This window comes from Bradyrhizobium sp. 142, from assembly GCF_023074015.1.
GTDB lineage: Bacteria > Pseudomonadota > Alphaproteobacteria > Rhizobiales > Xanthobacteraceae > Bradyrhizobium.
Window position 1 is genome coordinate 1 of sequence record NZ_JADPKQ010000399.1, and the last position, 16,171, is coordinate 16,171.

The window sequence follows — 16,171 nt, forward strand, 5'->3', positions numbered from 1 at the left end:
CGCCGAGCATTCCCCCGAAAAGTTCGGGCCGCCGCAGCACACCATCGTGCAGCGCTTGTTGCGATCACTCAGACGCAACGGAGCCAAGGTGATCATCCCGCGTACAGTACCGGCCACTACTGGTGATCCCGGGACTGGGGCCGTCGCTGCGTGTGATGGGCACTCCGCGACGGCCCCAGTCCCTCCGATCCTGCGAGCAATGACGCAACCTCGGACCGGCCGACAGTCGGAGCTACATCCGTCAAGCGAAAGTAACATCCTCAGATGAGGCAATACGGGGGTCAAATTTGCAAGCCGATTGACATCGAAAGGTGCAAAGGCTCAGTCAAGGAACGTCCTTCCACGTTCCAGTGTGACTCGAGGCTTGAATGGTCTCGACGAGCGTTTGGATGCGCAGACCAGCGCGGAAGTTGAATGGCTCCGGCCGGCGTCCAGCGATAGCGTCAAGGTATCCCGCGACTTCAATCGCCTTCAGATCGTTGAAGCCAAGCTGGTGTCCTGGCGCAACGCAGAACAGGCCGTATGGCCGGTGGTCCGGGCCTGCCTCGATCCGCCGGAATCCCTGACGGCCACGTTGGTCACCGGTCGAGAAGAAATGCAACTCGTTGAATCGTTCCTGGCTGAAGGCGAGGGCGCCCCTGCTTCCATAGACTTCGAAGTCGTGTTGCATCTTCCGTCCTGTCGCAATCCAATTTCCTTCGATTGAGCCGGAGGCACCGTTCTCGAATCGGAGGAAAGCGCGGCCGACATCGTTGACTTCGACGCGCCTCCGGCCGCCTTTGCCATCTGGACGTTCCTTGATCATCGTGAGGCAATCGCCCATGACTCGGATGATCGGTCCGGTCGCCGGACCCAGCAGGAATTCGGCCGTGGCCAATGCATGGCTGCCAATGTCAGCCAGCGCGCCGCCACCCGCCGGGTCATGCCGAAAGGTGAACGGCCCAGCGCTGTCTGCCATGTAGTCTTCGGCGTGGATACCGCGGTAGCTGCGTATCTCGCCGAGTTCTCCGGCCGCGATCATGTCGCGCGCGAAGTCCAACATGGGGTTGCAGAGATAGTTGAAACCGACCTGCGTCTTTACTCCTGCCGCTTCGGCGGCCTCCGCCATTTCGTGGGAGTCCATCGCAAAAGGCGCCAGCGGCTTTTCGCAATACACATGTTTGCCCGTCGCAATCGCAGCCAAGGCCATTTCCTTGTGGAGCGCGTTGGGCGTGGTGATGTTCACGACGTCGATACCAGGGTCCGCAACGAGTGAACGCCAATCCGAGGTCGCGCGCGCGAAGCCCAGGGCGGAGGCCGCCTTCGCGGCTGCCTCGTCGCTGATATCCGCGATCGTATGCAGTTTCAGCTCGAAGGGAAGGTCAAAGACGCGCGCCGCGATGGAGTAACCGAAAGCGTGAGCCTTGCCCATGAATCCGCTACCGATGAGGCCGATGCGAAGCTTCGGTTTGGTCATGTCGGAAGTTCCTGTTCACGATGAGGTCGGAGTTGAGGCGACCTACAAAAAATCGGAGCACGTTCTGAATGGAAGACGCTGTCGGCAATAATTGTTGCCGAAAATTGTGATTGTCAATATTCAATGCAAGAGGTTATGTTCCGCACAAACCGTCGAGGGAGGAAATCACATGACCGGAGCGACAGTCCGACTCACCATGGCCCAGGCCCTGGTGCGATGGCTGACTCAACAGTTCACCGAAGTCGACGGAGTTCGTGTGCCGCTGTTCGCCGGCGTCTTCGGCATTTTTGGTCATGGGAACGTGACCTGCCTGTCCGAGGCCCTGGAGGCGGTGCAGAATCGTCTGCCGACCTGGCGCGGACAGAACGAGCAGTCGATGGCGCTGGCGGCTATCGGTTTCGCCAAGGCCAAGCTCCGGCGGCAAATCATGATCGCGACCTCGTCCATCGGCCCCGGCGCCCTGAACATGGTGACGGCGGCGGGGACGGCTCATGCAAACCGCTTGCCGGTCCTTCTCATCGCTGGCGATACGTTCACCAATCGGCTACCGGATCCAGTTCTCCAGCAGGTCGAACATTTTGGCGACCCGACTGTGACGGTAAACGACGCTTTCAAGGCGGTCACACGATACTGGGATCGCATCACACATCCGGCGCAGATCCTGTCTTCGCTCCCGCAGGCAGTGGCCGCCATGCTCGATCCAGCGGACTGCGGGCCGGCGTTTCTCGCGCTGCCGCAGGATACCCAGGAGGTGGCTTTCGACTACCCCGAGGCTTTCTTCGAGCCTCGAACTTGGACCATCCCGCGTCCGCGTCCCGACCGCCGGAAACTCGCGGAAGCTGCCGCGCTGCTCAAGGCTGCGAAGAAGCCGATCCTCATCTCCGGTGGCGGCGTGCGCTACTCGCTGGCAGGAAATGTCGTCGCGGGTTTTGCCGTCAAGCATGGAATTCCGATTGTGGAGACGGTCGCCGGCAAGGGCGCCGTGACCCACTATCACCCAGCCCATGCGGGACCGATCGGAATCATCGGCTCAACCTCAGCGAATGCGCTCGCGGCCGAAGCCGATGTGATCCTTGCGGTGGGTACGCGCCTTCAGGATTTCACGACAGGATCATGGACCGCCTTCAGCCCGGACGCGCGCTTCATCTCGATCAACGCGGCTAGGTTCGATGCGGTGAAGCATCGCGCGCTGGCGGTGGTGGGCGACGCGCGGGAGACGATTGAGGAACTCGACGTGGAGCTCGGCACGTGGCGCATCGACCCCGCCCACATGGCTCGCGCTCAGATGCTCTTTAGAGAATGGGACATGCTGCTCGAGTCGCTGCAGAATCCCAGCAACGCTCCGGTGCCGACCTACGCGCAAATAGTCCAGGCAGTGAATGCATCCGCCGGCGAGAAAGATACCTTGATTTCAGCCGCCGGCGGGCTGCCTGGCGAAGTGGCAAAAGGCTGGCGCATCAAGGCGCCGAACACCTTTGATCTTGAGTTCGGCTTCTCTTGCATGGGCTACGAGGTCGCGGCCGGTTGGGGCCATGCGATGGCCAATTCCGGGCCCGGCGGACTCGGCGGCACGCCGATCGTGATGGTCGGGGACGGCACCTATCTGATGATGAACTCGGACATCTACTCGACAGTTCTGAGCGGTCACAAGATAATTGTTGTGGTCTGCGACAACGGCGGGTTCGCGGTGATCAACCGGTTGCAACAATTCAAAGGCGTGCCTGGCTTCAATAATTTGTTGACCGATTGTCGAGTTCAGAATCGCGACAATCCTCTTCACGTTGATTTTGCCAAGCACGCCGAGTCCATGGGAGCGGCTGCACGACGTTGCGAGAGCCTTGCCGACCTTGTTGCCGCGCTCGAATGGGCCAAAGGCAACGACCGCACCACCGTGCTTTCGATCGCCTCGGACGCGTATTCGTGGGTTCCTGGCGATGCCGACTGGGACGTCGGCGTACCCCAAGTATCTTCGCGCGAGACGGTTCGAAGCGCGCGCAGGCAGCAGGACGAGATCCGCGCGAAGCAGCGCATCGGAGTGTGATGAGTTATGAAAGCGAAACTTGGAATTGCTCCCATTGCCTGGTGGAACGACGATCTTGCGGACCTGTCCGACGACGTGAGCCTGGAGGAGTGCTTACGCCAAGCGAGCGTCGCAGGTTTTACGGGAATGGAGACCGGACGGCGCTTCCCCATGAACATGAAGGAACTCGGGCCGATACTCGCCCGGTTTGGCATTTCCGTGTGCGGCGGTTGGTTCTCTGGCCTTCTCCTCGACGGTGACATCGGACGGGAAAAGGACCGCATTCGCGCCCAGATGGATTTTTTCATTGCGGCCGCGGCGCCTTGCATCGTCTACGGCGAAACTGCGCGTTCGATCCAAGGCATTCGTTCCGCGCCGCTTGATACCAAACCCAGGCTTTCGGACGAGGAGATGAAGGCCTATGGACGCAAGATGACGGTTTTCGCCGAGTGGTGTGCCGGGCAGGGAATGCCGATCGCTTACCATCACCACATGGCTGCGGCGATCGAGACCGAAGCTGAACTCGACCTGCTCATGGCGAATTCGGGTGAGGCGTTATCGCTATTGTTCGATGCTGGCCACATGGCTTTTGCCGGCGGCAACGTTTTGCGTGTCATCGACAAACATCATTCTCGCATCAGCCATGTGCATACCAAAGACGTCCGCAGCAGCGTCATCAACAAGCTCGACCGGAAACGGGAGAGCTTCCTCGACGCGGTGGTGAAAGGGGCGTTCACCGTGCCGGGCGACGGCTCGCTCGACTTCGCCGCGGTCATCGCCCGCCTCGCGTCCTACGGTTACGAGGGGTGGTTCGTCGTCGAGGCGGAGCAGGATCCGAAGATCAGTCCCCCGCTCGAAATGGCCAAGAAAGGCCACGCGGAACTGATGCGCTTGATGGCGTCTGCCGGATACGAGGTCATGCAATGAATCGTACGGATCGGATGTCGCCGTCCTCGAAGAAGCGCTCAGGTCTCGCCTGTCGCGGCGGGTTCATCTTCGCGAAGTCGGGAGGTGAGGTGAAATGAGCATCGGGATAGGAGTCATCGGGACAGGTGTAATGGGCGCCGAGCATGCTCGGATACTCCGACACGAGACTCCCGGTGCTCATCTTGCTGGGATCTTTGATACTGACGCGATTCGGGCGCAGGCAGTTGCCTCTGGAGCAATCGTCTTTTCGGATCCTCAATCGTTGATCGCGTCGGATCGGATCGACGCGATAGTGATTGCATCTCCCGACGCCACACATGCGGCCCTAACACTGGCCTGCATCGAGGCGGGGAAGCCTGTTCTCTGCGAAAAGCCTTTAGCGTCTTCAGCAGCTGATGCCCTAGACGTGGTGCAGGCGGAAGTCGCTTTGGGTCGCAGGCTCATCCAGGTCGGATACATGCGCCGGTTTGACCATGGCTATCAGGAGATCAAGCGCGTCAAAGACACCGGTGAATTGGGTGGACCCGTGTTGTTGCACAACGTGCACCGAAACGTTCGCGCGCCCGAGTGGTTCAACGGCTCGATGGCCATCACGAATTCGTTCGTCCACGAGATCGACTGCAGCCGTTGGCTTTTGGGGTCGGAGATGGTTTCAGCGCACGTGGAGACGGGGCCCGGCGGCGAACCCCTCATGATCACGCTGAAGTCCGACAAAAACGAAATTGTTTCGACTGAGGTTTTCGTGAACGCCAGCTACGGCTATCACGTCCATGTCGAACTGGTCGGTCGGCAGGGCACGATATCGCTGGCTCCGGCATCACTGACGCTGTTGAACAGAGACAGATCCGGTGGTCATTCGTATCCGGACAATTGGGTGCCGAGGTTCAAAGAGGCGTATCGCAGGCAGATGGCTGACTGGGTTAGCACTGTGAAGGCCGAAACGTCTGTCGGAGCGAGCGCATGGGACGGCTATGTCGCCTCAGCCATCGCGGAACAAGTTGTTGAGGCTCTTGCTGGAAATGGCATGGCGACCCTGAAATATGGACCACGGCCCCCGTTGTATGACTGACCGATAGCGAGCGAACGACACCGGAGAGGATTGACCAGCCTCTCATGCGAGCCGGCCCAAATCCTGGGAGAGGAAATGATGATCAAATATGCAGTTGTCGGCGCGGGCTGGATTTCGCAACAAGCCTTCTTGCCAGGGGTCAGACAGTCCGCAAACTCAAGAGTTACCGCCATCGTGACCGGCGATCAGGACAAGGCCGCACGGTTGGCGAGCTTCTATGGTGTTGGCCGGATCGTCGACTATGACGGATACGATGCTCTTCTGAGAGGCCCTGACATCGACGCGGTGTATATTGCTCTGCCCAACCACATGCATGCGGACTACGCCGTTCGCGCGGCTCGAGCCGGCAAGCACATCCTGGTCGAGAAGCCGTTGGCTACCAATGAATCAGATGCCCTCGCCATGATCGGCGCTGCGCGCGAAGCCGGGGTGTTCCTGATGACCGCGTATAGGCTCCACAACGAACCCGGAACACTCGCAGTGCTCGAACATATCCGCAACGGTGCGATCGGCCGACCGCTGTTCTTCCAATCGGTGTTCAGTTTTCAAGCGGCGCTGGAGAACCACAGACTGAAGTCTATGAGTTGGGGCGGCCCGCTCCAAGACCTCGGGGTCTATTGCGTCAATGCGGCTCGGCACATCTTTGCAGAAGAGCCGATTGAGGCCATGGCGATGGTGCACCGACCAAACGAAGACCCGCGTTTTTTCGAGGTGGAAGCCTCTGTCGGAGCTTTGCTGCGGTTCCCCTCGGGCGGCTTGGCGCAATTCGTAGCCAGCTTCAGCGCGGCCGCCGTCGACAATTATCGGGTCGTCGGAACGTCGGGCGATCTCGAGCTCGACCCCGGCTTCAGGTTCGAGACTGCAACAAAACTACGCCTGCGCCGCGACGGCGAGGTCCGCGAAACCCGGTTTCCGCAAATCGACCATTTTGGCGCACAGGTGGACTACTTTTCCGATTGCATCAAAACTGGAACGCCGCCCGAGGCTGATGGCGAAGAGGGATTGGCGGACTTGCGCGCGCTAGTCGCAATCGAAAAAGCCTCCCTGACCGGACAACCGCAAACCATCACGTCCCCTCCACGTGCCCGCCATCCAATGCCCGACATGGTGCGATTTACCCCAGTAACGGATCGACGGCTGGTCTTCTGATGGAGCCGCTGCCCTGCGGTTACCGATCTGTTGGATCTACGGTCTGAGAGCCGTCGTGCCGCCGTTCGCGCAATCGGCCGATGAAATGCGGGCCCGATGAAATCCTAGCGAAAGCCCGCTCGAATTGGTTCTACGGACCAGTAACTGTTGGAATCCGCGGATCGACGTCGTTTTTCTGTAGCCTCGCCGCTAGCGCTATTGTCAAAGCCTGGGCAAGACACATGGGAGCGGCGAGTGAACGCGAAAACGTGTATTCATGCTCTGGAACCGCGAACAGAACGCGAGCGCTCTTAGCCAGCGGAGACAGCGTACTATCCGATATTGCAATGATAGGGGTTCCATTGCGTCCGGCTTCCTCCACCACGTTGACGACCTCATTTGCGTAGAAGCGGAACGACACCGCCAAGAGCACGTCCTTCTTGCGGATCGTACGCGCGATGTGTGTCGCGAGGCCGCCGCCTGCATCAAGCAGCACGCACCGTTTGCCCAGCATGGTCAATATGTAGCGAAGGAATTCAACGACCGGCGCCGAACGCAGTTGCCCGATCAGAAAAACGCAATCGGCTTTCTCAAGTAGGGTCACCGCTTCCGAGAGAGCTTTCGGGGAAATATCCGTGAGCATGTCCTGAAGGGAGGCAATGTCGCGGACGACCAGGTCGCGCAGGAAGCCGACTTCACTGCGATCCGCGCGGGCGCCCAACTCAATCTCGAGAGCTTTGATGCGCGCCTCGAAACCCGGGGCGGCGGTAGACAAGCGCCGTTGAAACAGGGCCTGAAGCTCCTTGAAACCTTCATAGCCGAGTGACTGGGCGAAGCGCACGAAGCTCGAGGCATGGATGCCGCAGCGATCGGCAATTGCGTTTACCGACAGGACCGCGACATCATTCGGGTTCTGGGTCAGATAAACAGCTATCTTTTGATAGGACTTGCTCATGTCACCATGGCGATCGTGGATGACACGGATCAATTCCTCATAATCTTCCGGTGTCTTCACGTCCTGCATCTAAGGTACTCTCGTCATTGGTGTCATGGTGTGCGGATGCTAACAACTTCACTCTCGTTCGGAAGGCTGTCCTCCCTAAGAGTCAGCAGTGCCAAGGCATCTGTATAGGTCAACTAGCAATACAGCTGGCCATCGACCGGACGGGCTAAAGGCCCAAACAGAATCACGCGGCGGAGCAGAATCAGTGATAGCGCCAGCGAACAATTATTGACACTTTTGCATATCCGCAATAACTCTTGCAAGTAAATCGAGCATTCGTCGGCGGGAGGAAACGGTGGCAACCAAATTCGCATTGCTCGGATGCGGGCGCATTGGCGTCTTGCACGCCCGCAATCTTGCCAAAGCGGAGGGGGCGCGCCTGGAGACGGTATTCGATCCGAACACAACTGCCGCCGAAGCGGTCGCCAGAGCGCATGGCTGCGGGGTATCCGCAAGCGTGGAAGATGCGATTGGTAAGGCCGACGCAGTTTTGATTGCGACATCGACTGCCACGCATGCCGACCTGATCGAGCTCGCGGCACGGGCCGGCAAGGCAATCTTGTGCGAGAAGCCGATCGATCTCAATCTCGATCGGGTGCGAGCATGCCGCAAGGCGATTGAAGGGTGCAACGTACCAATCCAGATCGGCTTTAATCGCCGCTTCGACCCCGGGCACCGCGCCGCGCGCGACGCCTGCGCCGCCGGCAAAATCGGAAAACTTGAGCAGGTCGTTATCACGTCGCGCGATCCGGGGATGCCGCCGCGAAGTTACGTTGCGGTCTCAGGCGGTATTTTCCGCGACATGACGATCCACGATTTTGACTTGGCGCGCTTCATGTTGAACGACGAGCCGACCGAGGTCCTTGCGACCGGCAGTGCACTTGTTGATCCCACCATTGGATCCGAGTTTGGCGATTTCGACTCCATCATGGTGATCATGCGCACTGCAAACGGAAAGCTCTGCCATATCAATAATTCTCGACGCGCCAGCTTCGGCTACGATCAGCGGATCGAACTGTTTGGCAGCGACGGGATGGTCATCTCCGACAATATGAAAGGCCACGAGCTGAAGTTTTACGGCTCGACCACCACTGAAGCGGCCGAGCCCTACCTCCACTTTTTTATCGAGCGCTACGCACAGGCTTACGAAGCTGAGATTGCCGCTTTCATTGCTGCTGTCCGCGACGGTGGACCGATCCAAGCCACTTTCGACGACGGTTACCGCGCGCTCATTCTTGCGGAGGCTGCCGTCGAGTCTGGCAGGACCGGCAAGAAGGTCGAGGTTCGCGATATCGCATGAGGTTGAATAGGACGTGCCTGCGGGCGTCGAGCAGCAGTGGAGCAAGCTAGACAGCGCCCCGCCGACCGTTGGAGAGTTCAAAATGACTTCGATGCATGGAAAGATAGCGATCGTCACGGGCGGTACGCAGGGCCTAGGTGCTGCCATCGCTAAACTCTTCGCCGAGCGTGGTGCCAAAGGAATCGTAACGTGCGGTCGTGACGAGGCGAAAGGCCGAGCGAAGGCCGACGCGATCGCCGCAGCCACAGGCGCAGCAGTCGTTTTTGTGCACGCCGACCTCGCGACGGTCGAGGATTGCGCCAGGGTCGTGGCCGTGGCGGACCGGACCTTCGGGCGCGTCGACGCCCTGGTGAACGCCGCGGGCGACACGAGCCGCGGCACGATCATCGATACAAGCCCCGAATTGTTCGACAAGATTTTCGCCATCAATACCCGCGCCCCGTTCTTCCTGATGCAGGACACGATCAAGCTGATGCGTCGTGACAAGGTGCAGGGCACGATCGTCAACATCTCGTCGATGTCGGCGATGGGTGGCCAATCATTTATCGCTGCGTACTGCGCATCGAAAGGGGCGCTCGACACGCTGACGCGAAATACTGCCCATGCGCTGCTGCGCAACCGCATCCGCGTGAACGGTCTCAACATTGGTTGGATGGCTTCGGAAGGCGAGCTCAACACGCAGCAGGTTTACCATGGTCGGTCTGCGAACTGGCTCGAAGAAGTCGCCGCGCGGCAGCCCTTCGGCCGATTGCTCGATCCCATCGAGGTCGCGCGCGCCGTTGCGTTCCTGTCCTGCGATGAGTCCGGTATGATGACGGGAGCCACGATCAACTTCGATCAAAGTATCTGGGGCGCCTACGATACGTCACCGCATCCGGAAGCGCTGCTCTGAGACGTTCCGAGCCTAAAGGCTTTTCTCTGTGATCGGCGAGCAAGGTATGCGGCCTGCACTCCGATACGTCCCTACAAGGCCATCAGCATGTGAAATAAGTGTTGCAGGATTGCGGTCTATGCAATAATAGTTGCAAAAAAGAACGATGTGAAGCGGCCGGATAGAGCCGCCACCGCATGGAGGGAATGCGTGGCCTTGCTTGATGTGCGAAGCATCTCGAAGAGCTTTGGTGCCATTCGGGCACTGCACGACGTCAGCTTTTCGGTCGATGCGGGGGAGGTGGTCGGGCTGATGGGCGACAACGGCGCCGGCAAATCGACCATGGTGAAACTGATTGCCGGAAACTTTCCGCCGACCGAGGGCGCCGTTGTTGTCGATGGCAAGCCATGCCATTTCCACAGGCCAATCGAGGCACGGGCCGAGGGCATCGAAGTTGTCTACCAGGAACTCGCGCTGGCCGACAATCTCACCGCTACGGAGAACGTTTTCCTCGGACGAGAAATTAAAAAGGGATTCTGGCCGTTCCGCATCCTCGACAAGCAGTCGATGATCGGACGCGCCGGCGAGCTCTTCGCCGAGCTCAAATCGGAAACGCGTCCCCGCGACCTCGTGAAGAAGATGTCGGGGGGGCAGCGCCAGGCTGTTGCGATTGCCCGGGCCCGGCTGTCTAACGCCAAGCTGGTCCTGATGGACGAGCCGACCGCGGCCATTTCTGTGCGACAGGTCGCCGAGGTGCTCGAGCTCATCCGCCGGCTGAAGTCTCGCGGAGTATCGGTGATGCTGATCAGCCACCGCATGCCTGACGTGTTTACGGTCTGCGATCGCATCATTGTGCTCCGGCGCGGCTCGAAAGTGGCCGACAAGGAAACCGCGACGACCTCGCCGGAGCAGATCACCGGCCTGATTACGGGGGCGATCCGTGAAGCCTAGTTCTGCCAAAGTGATAGAAGAAACACACGCCGCAATCGGTGATATCGTCAGCGTTCGCGAGCAGACGACCTTCCAGCGCCTGGTGGCCAACCAGGCATTCTGGGTCGCAGCTGCGCTCCTGGCTCTGGTGATTTTCATGACCTGGCTGGAGCCGAGCTTCGGCACAGCCGACAACGTAACGAACATCACGCGCAACTTCGCTCCGCTTGCGATTATGAGCCTCGGCATGACTGTGGTCATCATCACGGGGGGCATCGATCTGTCCGTCGGTTCGGTGATGGGGCTCGTTGCCATTGTCACCGGGTTGCTGCTGACCTGGCATCATTCCTGGTACGTTGCCTTCGCAGCCGGGCTCTTGGCGGGTCTGGCGTGCGGAGCTTTCAACGGCTTCTTCGTTGCCTATATTGGCATGCCGTCCTTCGTCGTGACTCTTGGTATGCTGTCGATCGCGCGCTCGCTGGCCGTCGTGCTCTCCGGCAACCAGATGCTGTACCAGTTTGGTCCGGACGCGCCTATCGTGAGGGCGATAGGCCAGGCAAAATGGCCGCTCCATGCGCCAGCCGGCTGGGCACCGCACTGGATGCCGGAATTCTCCTCCCATTTTTGGGTGATGGTTATCCTTGCCCTCATCCTCGGCGCCATCTTCATCTTTACAGCGTGGGCGCGTCACCTCTATGCGATTGGCTCCAACGAGAACGCTGCGCGCCTGACCGGCGTGTCGGTCGACTGGATCAAATTCCAGGCGTACGTGTTCTCGTCTTTCACGGCCTCGATCGCCTCGCTGCTGCTGCTCGGCTACAGCGGCTCGGCTATCAACGCGATGGGGACCGGCTATGAGCTTCGAGTCATCGCCGGCACCGTCATTGGCGGTGCCAATCTGATGGGCGGCTACGGAACCGCATTCGGCGCCGTGATCGGCTCGGCGTTCCTCGAGGTCATTCGCAACGCCCTTCTGATGGCCGGCATCGATTCGAACTGGCAGGGCGCCTTCGTTGGCATGTTCATCGTCATTGCCGCACTTCTCGGCTTGCAGACGAGTGGAAGCTCGCTTCTTGCCACGATCCGCGAGTGGGTTGTCTGGAAGCGTAGTTAGGCATCCGATGGCAATAAGGTCGGAGACTTGGAGTCAGCAAAAAGGGAGGAGAAACGTGCATAAACATCTATTGATGGCCGCCGTGGCGTTTTCGGCGCTCATGGGAGGACAGGCCTGCGCGCAGCAGAAGTTCACCTTTGCGCTCGTTCCCAAGAACATGAACAATCCGTTCTTCGATCAGGCGCGGGACGGATGCAAGAAGGCGGAAGCCGAATCCAAGGGCGCCTTCCAGTGCATGTATATCGGCCCTGGAGAGCATGGCGGCGGCGAGGAGCAGGTGCAGATCGTGCAGGACCTCGTGGCCAAGAAGGTGGACGGCATTGCCGTGGCACCGGCCAACGCGGCAGCGATGGCCGTTGCGTTGCAGGCCGCCAAGGGCGCCGGCATTCCCGTGTTGACCTGGGACTCCGACGTTCTGCCCGAGAACAAGGAGCTGCGTCTTGCCTATATTGGCACCCACAACTACGAGATCGGCGTCAACATCGCCAAGATCGTGCAGACCATCAAGCCAAAGGGCGGCGCGATCTGTATCCAGTCCGGCGGCGCGGCTGCAGCCAACCACAACGAGCGCATGAAGGGTATCCGTGACACGCTGGCCGGCAAGGAGTCTGCCCAATCGCCCGGGGAACGGCTGACTGGACAGAATGGCTGGAAGGAGATCGACGGCTGCCCGCTCTATACCAACGACGATTTCCCTCTGTCGGTGCAGCAATTCCAGGACATCATGGCAAAGAACCCGAACCTGGACGCTTTCACGCCGACGGGCGGCTTTCCGCAATTCGTGCCGGACGCTAACCGCGCTGCGGTGGCGCCCTTTAAGGACAAGATCGCCAAGAAGGACTTGGCGTTGGTGGTTGCCGACACGCTGCCGGTTCAGATCGATCAGATGAAGGAGGGGCTGTCGCTCGGCCAGGTCGGACAACGTCCGTTCGAGATGGGCTACAAGACCATGTTCGCGCTGAAGGATGTCAAGGAAGGCAAGGCTTCTCCTAAAGATCCGACCTATACCGGCCTCGACGTCTGCACATCAAAGAACGTCGATACCTGTATCGCGAAGTAGTCATGATGACGGCAGCGGGCTAGGGACCTAGCCCGCTGATCTTTGACGACGAATCGATCGCAGCCGCTCGGATCTCGAATCTGCCCGACCACTTGGAAGCAACTGGCGTGCGCATCTCTGCCGCCTGACCGCGACGTGCGAAACCTGGGCAAAACAGGCCATTCCGAGATTAACCGGATTGGACGGTGAAGACCCCGGTGGAGAGGTCAAGTTTTGCTTTAGCGAGAAGGGTAGCTTGTGGCGCAAAGCGGCCATTCCGGAATGTGATCATCCGCCGCCAGTCGCTAGGTTCTGCGTCGCTTCGCCGCATAAGTCTGCTTCCGACGGGGGGCGCTGGACTGTCAAGCCGCAAGCGAGGATCTCGTCATTCTGATAAGGAAATAAGCCATTGCGGCTTCAATCATATGTGAAATCCGCACTCGCGCTTGTTGGCCGGAACCAGATAGGTGAACCTGCATCGTGAACGGGCGCCAGTGGTTACTGAGAACAATCAGTCCCCTGGATGGTGACAGGCGACACCCCCGTCACCATCAATCCGCCATTCTGGATAAACAGTGCGGCACACATCCGATGCACGTGGGCAACGGGGGTGAAAGTGGCATCCTGTCGGTGGATTGGCGGCGGAAGGAATTTCGCCGACGATGCGCGGCAGTTGGCCTCGGATGGCCGGATCGGGAATGGGCGAGGCATCACGCAGCATACGCGTATAGGGATGACGCGGCGCGCCGAACACGCGTGAGACCGGGCCGTCCTCCACGATCCGCCCGAGATACATGACTGCGACGCGCGAGCAGAACCACCGCACGACACCGAGATCGTGACTGACGAACACGAATGTCAGGCCGCGTCGTGCCTGGAGATCCTTCAGCAGTAGCAGCACCTGTGCCTGCACGGAGACGTCGAGCGCGGAAACGGGCTCGTCGGCAACGATGAGCTCGGGTTCGACGGATAGCGCACGGGCGATTCCGATACGCTGACGCTGCCCGCCGGAAAACTCGTGCGGGTGACGGTCGTAGGCAGACGGCGGCAGGCCGACTTCCTCCAGCAACGCGATCACACGGTCGCGCGCGGCACGGCCGCGGGCAAGTCCGTGCACGCCAAGCGGCTCCGTCAAGGCCTGGCCGATCGTGCGTCGCGGATTGAGCGACGAATAGGGGTCCTGGAATACGATCTGCATACGGCGGCGCAGCTGCTGGAGCGCGGATCCCTTTGCCCCGGTCACGTCGATGCCGGCGAAACGCACGCGGCCGGCATCCGGCGGTGTCAGGCGCAACACGGCGCGCGCCGCGGTCGACTTGCCGCAGCCGGATTCGCCGACGAGACCGAATGCCTCGCCGCGCGGGACAGCGAAGCTGACGCCGTCCACGGCGCGGACTGTGGTCGTGACCGGGCGAGGGAAGCCTTTGGTCACCGTGAAATACTTGGCGAGGTCGCAGACCTCGAGCAATGTTTCGGACGCGGTCATTGGGTCGCCTTGGGATCGGTGACGTCACAAAGGCCGTCACCGACGAGGTTCAGTCCCAAAACCAGGATAAGAATGGCCAGACCCGGCCAGATGCACAGCCATGCCGAATCCAGGATGTTTTCAAAGCCATCCCGCATCATGCCGCCCCAGGTCGGCGTCGGCGGCTTGACGCCGAGCCCGATGAAGGAAAGCGAGGCCTCGGTGCGGACCGCGGTCGCCATCCAGAGCGTGCCCATGACCAGGAGGTCGGTGACGATGTTCGGCAGCACATGCACGAGCAGGATGCGCAGATGCGAGAAACCGAGCGCGCGGCCGGCCTCGATGAAGGCGCGCTGCTTGAGCACCAGGACCGGTGCGCGCGCGATGCGCGCAAACGGGGCGATCGCCGTGAGCGCAATGGCAATTACGAGATTTGTGACACTCGACCCAAGCAGCGCGACCATGATCATGCCGAGGATCAGGCTCGGAAACGATAACAAGACGTCCATCGCCTGCATGGTCACGAGGTCGAAGCGCCCGCCGATATAGCCGCTGATCATACCGATCGCCCCACCGACAACGACGGCACTGGCGATGGAAAGAAACGATACCAGCAGGGATACCCGCGCGCCCCAAAGCAGCCGTGACAGCACGTCACGCCCGAATTGGTCGGTGCCGAGAAGATAGTCGGACCCGGATCCCGCCAGACGATCGAGTATGTTCTGTTCGAGGGGATCGTGAGGGGAAAGCCATGGCGCCAGCAACGCGCCGGCCAGGATGATCGAGCAGAGAACGACGCCGGCGACTGTTGTAGGATCGCTCAAGAGCCGGCCGATCATTGCACGCCGTGGTGAAGGTGGTGCGGAAAGGGCCACATCGGTCATTGTTTAACTCTCGGGTCGATGAGGCCATAGCTGATGTCGGTGATCAGGTTCACAACGACGATCAGGAAACAATAGATCACCATCATGCCCTGCAACATGGTGTAGTCGCGCTGGGTCAGCGCGCTGACGATCACCTTGCCAAGGCCGGGGCGGTTGAAGACGATTTCGGTCAGCACCGAATTGCCGATGAGGATGCCGACATAGAGACCGACCACGGTGACCACGGGGATCAGGGCGTTGGACAAGCCGTGGCGCCAGATGATGCCGCGCCGTGGCACGCCTTTCGCGCGCGCGGTGCGGATGTAATCCTCGCCGAGTACCTGAAGCATTGAGCTGCGCGTCACGCGGACGACATAAGCCGCCATCACGATGCCAAGGGTTATCGCGGGCAGGACGAGCTTGTGCAGGCCGTCGATCCAGTCGCCGGGGCGCGGATTGCCGATCACCGGAAAAAGGTGCAGCTGCAGCGCGAAGACGATCAGGAGAAAAATGCCGGAGACAAAGACGGGAAAAGACAACCCGAGCAAAGATAGCAGGCGCGTCAGGACGTCGATCGTGCCATTGCGGTGGAGGGCAGCCCAGACGCCGGCTGGAATGCCGACGAGGCAGCCGATCGCCATGGCCGCCAGCGTCAACACGATAGTGTGCGGCAAAGCTTCGGCAATTTCGGTCCAGACTGCACGATGCGTGACCATGCTGGTGCCGAGATCGCCGCGCAAGGCATGACCGAGGAACTCGAAATATTGCGTACCGATCCAGCGATCGAGGCCGAGTTCGGCGCGCAGGGCCGAGAGCGTTTCCGGGGTCGCTCGATCGCCCAGGATGGCGATTGCGGGATCGCCCGGAACGACGCGCACCAGCAGAAAGACGAGCGTCAATACCGCGAGCAGCGTCGGTATCGATGCCAGCAATCTCCGGACGATGAAGCCAATCACCAGACGATCCCTTGGCTTGTTCGCGCTGAC

General features: G+C 60.3%; 14 protein-coding genes. 9 read left to right on the top strand and 5 right to left on the bottom strand.

All coding sequences use genetic code 11. From position 1 onward, the window contains the following. Positions 1–325 precede the first annotated feature (325 nt). Positions 326–1,456 (bottom strand): Gfo/Idh/MocA family oxidoreductase, encoded by a 1,131-nt coding sequence (locus tag IVA82_RS36765; RefSeq protein ID WP_247388262.1) that lies wholly within the window; start codon positions 1,454–1,456, stop codon positions 326–328. Positions 1,457–1,625: 169 nt separating this feature from the next. On the opposite strand from IVA82_RS36765, the gene iolD reads away from it, so the two are divergent. The 4 genes from iolD (at position 1,626) to IVA82_RS36785 (ending at position 6,621) form a co-directional block, all read left to right on the top strand. Continuing rightward, positions 1,626–3,497, top strand: a complete 1,872-nt coding sequence (gene iolD, locus IVA82_RS36770; RefSeq protein WP_247388263.1) for a 3D-(3,5/4)-trihydroxycyclohexane-1,2-dione acylhydrolase (decyclizing) — start codon at positions 1,626–1,628, stop codon at positions 3,495–3,497. Positions 3,498–3,503: 6 nt separating this feature from the next. Then, positions 3,504–4,403: a myo-inosose-2 dehydratase gene (iolE, locus tag IVA82_RS36775; protein WP_247388264.1), complete on the top strand. Its 900-nt coding sequence runs from the start codon at positions 3,504–3,506 to the stop codon at positions 4,401–4,403. 94 nt (positions 4,404–4,497) lie between these two features. After that, positions 4,498–5,472, top strand: a complete 975-nt coding sequence (locus IVA82_RS36780) for a Gfo/Idh/MocA family oxidoreductase (protein ID WP_247388265.1) — start codon at positions 4,498–4,500, stop codon at positions 5,470–5,472. 75 nt (positions 5,473–5,547) lie between these two features. Continuing rightward, on the top strand, positions 5,548–6,621 hold the full coding sequence (locus tag IVA82_RS36785; protein ID WP_247388266.1) for a Gfo/Idh/MocA family oxidoreductase: 1,074 nt from the start codon (positions 5,548–5,550) through the stop codon (positions 6,619–6,621). Positions 6,622–6,751: 130 nt separating this feature from the next. On the opposite strand, the gene IVA82_RS36790 is transcribed toward IVA82_RS36785, so the two are convergent. Further along, positions 6,752–7,624 (bottom strand): MurR/RpiR family transcriptional regulator, encoded by an 873-nt coding sequence (locus tag IVA82_RS36790; RefSeq protein ID WP_247388267.1) that lies wholly within the window; start codon positions 7,622–7,624, stop codon positions 6,752–6,754. A 274-nt stretch (positions 7,625–7,898) separates the two neighbouring features. Here IVA82_RS36790 and iolG point away from each other — a divergent pair, with 274 nt between their 5' ends. The 5 genes from iolG (at position 7,899) to IVA82_RS36815 (ending at position 12,878) form a co-directional block, all read left to right on the top strand. Beyond that, positions 7,899–8,903, top strand: coding sequence for an inositol 2-dehydrogenase (gene iolG / locus IVA82_RS36795; protein WP_247388268.1), 1,005 nt, complete (start codon positions 7,899–7,901; stop codon positions 8,901–8,903). 82 nt (positions 8,904–8,985) lie between these two features. After that, entirely contained in the window at positions 8,986–9,795 is an 810-nt protein-coding gene (locus IVA82_RS36800) for an SDR family oxidoreductase (protein WP_247388359.1), read from the top strand. A 189-nt stretch (positions 9,796–9,984) separates the two neighbouring features. Further along, on the top strand, positions 9,985–10,725 hold the full coding sequence (locus tag IVA82_RS36805; RefSeq protein ID WP_247388269.1) for an ATP-binding cassette domain-containing protein: 741 nt from the start codon (positions 9,985–9,987) through the stop codon (positions 10,723–10,725). Continuing rightward, positions 10,715–11,818 carry an ABC transporter permease gene (locus IVA82_RS36810; RefSeq protein ID WP_247388270.1) on the top strand — a complete coding sequence of 368 codons (1,104 nt, stop codon included), beginning with the start codon at positions 10,715–10,717 and terminating at the stop codon, positions 11,816–11,818. Before IVA82_RS36805 ends, IVA82_RS36810 begins: the two co-directional genes overlap by 11 nt. Before the next feature lie 55 nt (positions 11,819–11,873). Continuing rightward, positions 11,874–12,878, top strand: coding sequence for a substrate-binding domain-containing protein (locus tag IVA82_RS36815; RefSeq protein WP_247388272.1), 1,005 nt, complete (start codon positions 11,874–11,876; stop codon positions 12,876–12,878). A 490-nt stretch (positions 12,879–13,368) separates the two neighbouring features. Here IVA82_RS36815 and IVA82_RS36820 read toward each other — a convergent pair whose 3' ends face one another. Genes IVA82_RS36820 through IVA82_RS36830 form a run of 3 tightly spaced genes read right to left on the bottom strand, consistent with a single transcriptional unit; the run spans position 13,369 to position 16,141 of the window. Next, positions 13,369–14,343, bottom strand: coding sequence for an oligopeptide/dipeptide ABC transporter ATP-binding protein (locus IVA82_RS36820; protein WP_247388273.1), 975 nt, complete (start codon positions 14,341–14,343; stop codon positions 13,369–13,371). Further along, positions 14,340–15,206: an ABC transporter permease gene (locus IVA82_RS36825; protein ID WP_247388275.1), complete on the bottom strand. Its 867-nt coding sequence runs from the start codon at positions 15,204–15,206 to the stop codon at positions 14,340–14,342. Before IVA82_RS36825 ends, IVA82_RS36820 begins: the two co-directional genes overlap by 4 nt. Beyond that, positions 15,203–16,141, bottom strand: coding sequence for an ABC transporter permease (locus IVA82_RS36830; protein ID WP_247388276.1), 939 nt, complete (start codon positions 16,139–16,141; stop codon positions 15,203–15,205). Before IVA82_RS36830 ends, IVA82_RS36825 begins: the two co-directional genes overlap by 4 nt. Positions 16,142–16,171: the final 30 nt, after the last annotated feature.